General features: G+C 69.0%; 7 protein-coding genes and 1 pseudogene. All 8 read left to right on the forward strand.

Features of this window, described 5'->3' with window-relative positions; genetic code table 11:
• Nucleotides 1–37: 37 nt before the first annotated feature.
• Complete coding sequence (locus ABZ078_RS29945) at nucleotides 38–1,243, forward strand: aminotransferase class III-fold pyridoxal phosphate-dependent enzyme (RefSeq protein WP_356580348.1); 1,206 nt, start codon at nucleotides 38–40, stop codon at nucleotides 1,241–1,243.
• A 38-nt stretch (nucleotides 1,244–1,281) separates the two neighbouring features.
• Nucleotides 1,282–2,319 carry an alcohol dehydrogenase catalytic domain-containing protein gene (locus ABZ078_RS29950; protein WP_356580350.1) on the forward strand — a complete coding sequence of 346 codons (1,038 nt, stop codon included), beginning with the start codon at nucleotides 1,282–1,284 and terminating at the stop codon, nucleotides 2,317–2,319.
• Entirely contained in the window at nucleotides 2,316–3,503 is a 1,188-nt protein-coding gene (locus ABZ078_RS29955) for a glycosyltransferase (RefSeq protein ID WP_356580352.1), read from the forward strand. The genes ABZ078_RS29950 and ABZ078_RS29955 overlap by 4 nt, the downstream gene beginning before the upstream one ends.
• 61 nt (nucleotides 3,504–3,564) lie before the next feature.
• Entirely contained in the window at nucleotides 3,565–4,143 is a 579-nt protein-coding gene (locus ABZ078_RS29960; RefSeq protein ID WP_356580354.1) for a DUF1349 domain-containing protein, read from the forward strand.
• Nucleotides 4,136–5,536, forward strand: coding sequence for an MATE family efflux transporter (locus tag ABZ078_RS29965; RefSeq protein ID WP_356580356.1), 1,401 nt, complete (start codon nucleotides 4,136–4,138; stop codon nucleotides 5,534–5,536). The genes ABZ078_RS29960 and ABZ078_RS29965 overlap by 8 nt, the downstream gene beginning before the upstream one ends.
• 24 nt (nucleotides 5,537–5,560) lie before the next feature.
• Nucleotides 5,561–6,343, forward strand: coding sequence for an inositol monophosphatase family protein (locus ABZ078_RS29970; protein ID WP_356580358.1), 783 nt, complete (start codon nucleotides 5,561–5,563; stop codon nucleotides 6,341–6,343).
• Nucleotides 6,344–6,582: 239 nt separating this feature from the next.
• Nucleotides 6,583–6,852: a hypothetical protein gene (locus tag ABZ078_RS29975; RefSeq protein WP_356580359.1), complete on the forward strand. Its 270-nt coding sequence runs from the start codon at nucleotides 6,583–6,585 to the stop codon at nucleotides 6,850–6,852.
• 89 nt (nucleotides 6,853–6,941) lie between these two features.
• Nucleotides 6,942–7,226, forward strand: a pseudogene (locus ABZ078_RS29980) (transposase); the annotation flags it as partial.

The following is a 7,226-nucleotide window of genomic DNA, read 5'->3' on the forward strand; positions in this document are numbered from 1 at the left end:
TCCTGTGAAACCAGCTGCCGGAGCAACGCCTGTCCCCTTGGAGTCCCACATAGGGCGCGGCGTTCATCTCCACATCGAGGGAGAGAAGTACATCGACTGTGCTTCGGGGACCTTCAACGTCTCCCTCGGGTACGCCCTGCCAGAAGTCACCGATGCCGTCCACGCCCAGCTGGACAGGTGCGCGCACCTGTCCTCCGAAATGACCCGGTCCAAGTCCCAGGAGGTCTTCGAGCTCCTGCGCGAGTTCCTGCCCGACCACATCGACGGGTACTGGTTCCGGGACCTCATCGGCTCGACGGCCAACGAATGCGCCGTGCGCATCGCCCAGAAGGCGACAGGGAAGACGGACATCGTCTCCCTGTTCCTCTCGCACCACGGCCAGACGATCACGGCCACCGGAATGTCCGGGAACGCTTTCCGGCAGAGCAACTTCCCTCTGCCTGCCGTGGGTTCGCTGAAGATACCGGCGCCCGACTGCGCCCACTGCTTCTACCGCCAGGTCCCGGAAAACTGCGGGATGCTGTGCGCGTACCGCCTGGAGGACTTCGTCGAGTTCGCCTCCAGCGGCCGGGTCGCCGCACTCATCGTCGAACCGGTCCTCGGCAACGGCGGCAACATCACACCGCCCGTGGAGTACTTCTCCGCCCTGCGGGACGTCTGCGACCGCCACGGGATCCTGGTCATCGCCGACGAGGTGCAGACCGGATTCGGCAGAACCGGTGCTTTCTTCGCGTCGAACGGCTTCGCCAAGGACCTGCGGCCGGACATCATCACCTTCGCCAAGGGCGCGGGCGGCATCGGCATCCCGGTCGCCGGCGTGCTGATGCGCAAGAACCTCGACGTCCTGGAACCGTGGGAGCACTCCACCACCTCGGGGGCCAACCCCCTCGCACTGGTCGCCCTGGAGGCGACGGTGAAGTACATCCGGGATCACAAGGTCCTGGACAACGTGGCCACCGTCTCCAAGGTCCTCAGGGACGGCCTGGTCGAACTGCAGAGGCTCTTCCGGTCCGTCGACAACGTCAAGGGCATCGGCCTGATGCTCGCCTTCGACCTTCCCTCGGCGGCCGACGTGGCCCGGTTCATCGCGCTCGCACGGGACAACGGGGTCATCGTGCGCTCAAGCCGCTACGGCTTCGGCAACACCGTCAAGGTCCGGCCCCCACTGACCGTCACCGAATCCGACGTGCACGACATCCTGCACGCCCTGCGCACGTCCCTCGAGCAACTGGAAAGCGAGTAACCGACATGCGGGCTCTCAAATACCACGGTGCCTGGAACGTGGCTCTCGAAGAGGTACCGGATCTCCGTGCGACCGGTCCCGACGCCGTCGTGGTCGACGTCAGCTACGTCGGAATATGCGGAACGGACCTGGGCATCGTGGCGGGTTCGTACCCGATCGCCGTTCCCGGCGTGACGCTCGGCCACGAGGCCACGGGTGTCGTCGCCGAGTGCGGCCCGGCCGTCACCGGCGTCAAGCCCGGCGACCGGGTGGTCATCAACCCGACCCCGTACTGCGGTACGTGCCGGATGTGCCGGACCCAGCGGATCAACCACTGCGTCAACAAGATGGGCACGGAGAGCGGCGTCAGCTACGACGGCGCGTTCGCCGACCGGTTCCTGACCACGTCGGAGTTCGTGCACGTGCTCCCCGACCATGTGTCGCTCCAGGCGGCGGCCCTCACCGAGCCGCTGAGCTGTGTGCTGAGCGGCGTCCGCAAGATCCAGCCGCCGACCATGGCCGCGCACACCTTCATCTTCGGGGCCGGCCCGCTCGGGCTCCTCTACGCCTGGGCCCTGAGCCTGAAGGGCCTGGCCCCCGCCGTGATCGAGACCGCGCCCGAGCGGCTCGCCTTCGCGCACGGCCGCCTCCCGGACGGGGCCCGCGCCTATGCCTCCCTCGACGAGGCCCGCACCGGCCACTTCGGCGACCCCGAGGCACCCCTCGACGTCGTCGTCGACACCACCTCGGGCCTCCTGGAGGAGCTGTATCCGCTGATGGCCTGCGGCGGCACCTTCATGTCGATCGGCCTGAAGGAGAAGCGGTTCACGATCGACGGCATGCACCTCGCGGACCGCAGCCTGTCCGTGATCGGCTCGATCGACTCCCTCCACGGATCCTTCCTGGAGGCGTTCCACCTCATCACCAGCGGACGCGTACCGGCCGAACGCCTGGTGAGCCATGTGGTGCCGCTGTCCGACTTCAGGGACGGCTTCGCCACGCTCGGGTGCGACATCGCCACCAAGTCGCTGACGCCGACGCGGTCGGCGAGTTGCAAGGTCCTCTTCGACATCACCTCCACGGGAAGCAGCACATGAGCAAGCCGAAGTTCAGCATCGTCATCCCCTACAAGCAGCGGCTGGACAACATCCGGCTCTGTTTCGAGTCGCTGGCCGAACAGACCTTGGACAGTGGCGAGTTCGAGGTGCTGGTGGGGGCCATGGAGTACTCGCCCGAGTACGTGGCCCTGTGCCGGGAGTTCACCGGCCGCCTCACCATCGTCTCCGTGCTGTCCGCCGAGGACTGGCAGATCACCAAGGCCAGGAACCTGGCCATGCGGCAGGCCTCGGGCCAGGTGATGGTCCAGCTGGACGCGGACATGGCACTGCCCCCGCGCTTCCTGGAGAACCTCTACGCACGGCACTTCGCCTACGGGCAGAACGTCTGCGTCATCGGCCAGATGATCGGCTACGACAACAACAACAGCGACGTGGACAGCGTCGAGGCCAAGCCCTTCGCCCACTACCGTCAGAAGCTGGCCGAGCTGGACGCGGCCGACGAGGTCCTCCTCGACATGCGCATGCAGGTCGACCACGTCATCCCGTGGGCCTTCGCCTGGACCGCCCTCATCGCGCTGCCGACCGCACTGGTGCGGGAGCACGCTCTCTACTTCGACGAGGACTTCCGCGGGTACGGCGTGGAAGACCTCGAATGGGCCCACCGCATCTCCGCCACCGGCACCCCGCTCGTCATGGGCCGGGATGTCTACGGCATCCACCTGCCGCACACCCGCAGCGTCTCCGGCAACCGCGAGACGGAACGCCTCAACTACCGCCGCTTCGTACGGAAGTGGCCGGGGGCCGACGTCGAACTCGCCGCCGCCTTCGGTGACTTCGAGGCCAACGGCCACGCGATGGAATTCCGGCGGGAGCTCGCCACCGTCACCGCGGACGCGAGCGGCACCGGCGACCGCGCGCCGGCCGTGGTCCTGGGCGCGCAGGACGGGCAGAGCGTGCTGGTCGTCGGAGCGGTCGTCGACGCCGGGCAGACCGAGCCGCCCGCCGGGCTCGGCATCCGGTTCGACGCCCACCCGCGCCCCGAGGTGCTGCCGCTCGCGGGCCTGGCGCTGCCCTTCCCCGACAGGAGCATCGACGTCTGCCATGTGCTGCCCCCCGTGACCCGCTTCTCCCCCCAGTACCGCAAGGCCGTCCTCGGGGAGGCCGAGCGCGTGGCGAAGACGCTCGTCGAACCCGTCGGGCGGGAACAGGATCCGACGGTCTGACCCACGGCAGCCCCACCCCTCCCCTCCCCTCCCTCCCCCACTCCTCGAACGGAAAGACACCATGCTCGACACGACGCACACGATGCAGTGGCTCAACGAGCCCCCTCACTGGTCCGTGGACGACGGCACTCTCGTCGTCACCACCGGGGACAAGACGGACTTCTGGCGCGAGACCTTCTACGACTTCGTCCGCGACGACGGACACTTCTACGGCACGGAGGTGACCGGGGACTTCACCGCGCAGGTCACGCTGACCGGAGAGTACGAGACGCTCTACGACCAGACCGGGCTGATGCTCCGGGTGGACGAGGAGAACTGGGTCAAGACCGGCGTCGAGTTCACCGACGGACTGACCCATCTCAGCACCGTCATCACCCGCGGCTTCTCCGACTGGTCCGTGATCACGGCCCCCCAGGCCGCAGAGAGCGTCACCCTGCGGTTGACCCGGCACGGCACCGCGATACGCGTCCAGTTCCGCACCCCGGACGGGGACTGGCAGCTGCTGCGCCTCGGGTATCTGCCGCTGCCGGCGACCTGCCAGGTCGGTGTCATGGCCTGCTCGCCCCAACGGGCTGGTTTCACAGCGAGGTTCACCGACTTCACCGTCACGGAGCCGATCTCCCGGGAACTCCATGCCTGAGACCGTTCAGGGCGCCGTGACCGCCGGCCTCGGCGGCCTGCGGCAGGCTCGGGACCGCGCGTTCGTCGCCGCCCTGGTGACGACCGCGGTCCCGGTGACCCTGCAGGCCATGATGTCGACCTCCCGCACCATGGTCGACGCGGTTCTGGTCGCCCGGCTCGGTACCGACGAGATCGCCGCCATCGGCTACGGCAGCCGTGTCGTCTTCGTGGTCATGCTGGCCACATTGGGCATGGCCGACGGTGGCGCCGTCATCATCGCGCAGTTCCGGGGCAGCGGGGACGCGGCCCGAGCCCGCCGCGCGACGGCGGTGACCACGGTCGTCACCGCCTGCATCGCGCTCACCGCCTTCGCCGCCTGCCTGGTCTGGGCGAGACCACTGGTCGCCCTCGCCACGGAAGACCCCCGGGTGGTCGACCTGGGGGCGCAGTACGTCCGGGCCGTCAGCGGGATGATCCTGCCCTTCGCGGTGATCTCTTCGCTGGCGGCTGCGCTGCGCTGCGTGGGGCGGGCCAAGGTGACCGCCGGCTGCGCGCTGGTGGGCGTGGTGCTGCACCTGACCCTCGCGTACGCGCTCGTCTTCGGCCACTGGGGGCTGCCCGCCTACGGTGTCCGGGGCGCCGGCTGGGCGACACTGGCCAGCACCTGTGCCGAGGCTCTGCTGCTCGCCGGGTATGTGTACCTGACCGGGAACGTCGTGGCCTTCCGGGTGCGGGACTGCGTCGAGGGCTTCCGGGACGGGATCTTCGCGAAGATCCGACGCGTGGGCATGCCGGTCTCCCTGAGCTCCACCTCCTGGGCGCTGGGCATCCTCGCGTACAGCGTCCTGGTGGGGCGGGCGGGCACCGAGGAACTGGCCGTGCTGTCCATGGTCAACCCACTGGAGTCGTTCGCCATCGCCGTCTTCATCGGTGTCTCGACTGCCGCGGGCGTCATGGTCGGCGGCAGTCTGGGCGAACGGGATCGGCAGCGGACATGGCTCCTCAGCAAGGCTCTGCTGATCTGGACGGCGGGCATCGCCCTGCTCACCGGGCTCGTGCTGCTGTCGTCGTACTTCTGGCTGTCCGCGCTCTACGACGGCGTCGGCCCGGCGACGCTGGACGTCGCCCGCGACACCGTGCTGGTGCTGGGTTTCGTCTTCCTCTTCCGGGCGATGAACATCACCATCCAGAACGGGCTGTTGCGCGCGGGCGGCGACACCGTGTTCGTCCTGCGGGTGGACCTCTTCACCCAGTGGGCGGTGGCGGTGCCGCTGACCGCACTGCTCACACTGGTGTGGGAGGTGCCGTTCCCCCTGGTCTTCCTGGCCGTCAACGCCGAGGAGATCGCCCGGTTCTTCATCAGCGGACACCGTGTGCTGCGGCGCCGGTGGATGCGCGTCCTGGTCGACTGAGACCCGCACAGCGGAAGGTGCACCATGTCCGTCTCCCCTGCCCCTGCCCTGCTCGACCTCGCGATACGCGCGGCCCGGCTGGGTGGCGGCGAACTCATGCGCCGGACCCACAGTTTCCGGCAGACCGGCTCCAAGTCCTCGGCCACCGACCCCGTGACGGACGCCGACCTGGCCAGCGAGTCGGCGGTAGTCGGCCTCCTCACCTCCGAACGGCCCGACGACGGCCTCCTCGGCGAGGAGGGCGCCGAGCGGTCGTCGGACAGCGGACTGCGCTGGGTGATCGACCCCCTGGACGGTACGGTCAACTACCTCTATGGCATTCCGCACTCCGCCGTGAGCATTGCCTGCCAGCGGTCGGACGGCGACGGCTGGCGGACCGTCGCCGCTGCCGTATATGACGTGGCCCGGGAGGAGATGTACACCGCGGCGCTCGGCGAAGGCGCCCGCCTGAACGAACGGCCGATCTCCGTCAACGATCCAGTCGCCCTGCCCTCGGCGCTCGTCGCCACCGGCTTCGCCTACCGGGCAGGATCACGAGCACGCCAGGCCGCCGTCCTGCCCACCCTGCTCCCCGCCGTCCGCGACATCCGCAGCAGCGGCAGCGCGGCCCTCGACCTGTGCTGGGTCGCGGTCGGCCGATACGACGCCTACTACGAGGACCGACTCGCCCTGTGGGACTGGGCCGCCGGCGCCCTGATCGTGTCCGAGGCCGGGGGCACCGTCTCCTCGCTCGACGAGGGCGTCGTCGCCGCCGGCCCGGTGCTGCACGCGGGCGTGCGCGCGCTGGTCACCGCCGGGCGACCGTGACGAACCGTCACGGCGATCCCCGGAACCCCTGGCCTGTCGACAGACACGACAGCCTGCCCGGGACAACGCGCGCTCTTCACAGGGGTTTCCACGCCGCCGCCCACCGAACCGAGTGCTCCCACAGGAGAGCAGGCATAGCCGAACTGGATCCCCCGCTGGGTGTCACTGCTGCCGCTGTCGTTGCTGTGACGGGAGGGTGAGACCGGCCTGCACGGCTTTCGCCGCCCTTGGCTTCGGGCGTGGCCGGACTGCGCGTGGGGCTGGAGGCGGCGCTGGGGGTGCCGGTCTCGGCGTGCCGGAGGCCAGGCTGCGTCGGGCAGGAAGGCGCCGATGAGGGCAAGCCCCGAAAAGCCGATGACCGCGATGCCGATGGCCTTGTGCAGTGGCGGGGCCTTGCGGACGGCTGTACGGGCTCGCTGGTGACGCGGTTCACCTGCGACGTTACCGAAGGAACGGATATATCCATCCGTTTCCATCCGGCTGCATCCTGCTCGATCCTTAGCGAGTGAGGTCACTACGGGCCGCCGCTGCCCTGACGAAGGGTCTCCCTTTTAGGCGTCGTCTCATTTGGAGTGCCGGGTAGTCTGCATCTGTGGTGATGGTCGAGCGCATGGTGCCGGACGAGTTGTGGGAGTTGTTCCAGCGGGTGGTTCCACCTGTCTCCATCGCGGCCGCAAGGCGGCGGTCGGCGCCGCTACGGCGATCGAGAGGTGCTGGCCGCGATCATCTTCGTAGCCACCACGGGCTGCACCTGGCGGCAGTTGCCGCCGGTCTTCGGCCCGTCGGGTCCGACTGCACACCGCCGCTTCACCGAGTGGACAGCCGCCCGGGTCTGGGCGAAGCTGCACCGCCTCGTCCTCGACGAACTGGGTTCGCGCGGAGA

This window comes from Streptomyces sp. NPDC006385 (assembly GCF_040612485.1).
Lineage (GTDB): Bacteria > Actinomycetota > Actinomycetes > Streptomycetales > Streptomycetaceae > Streptomyces.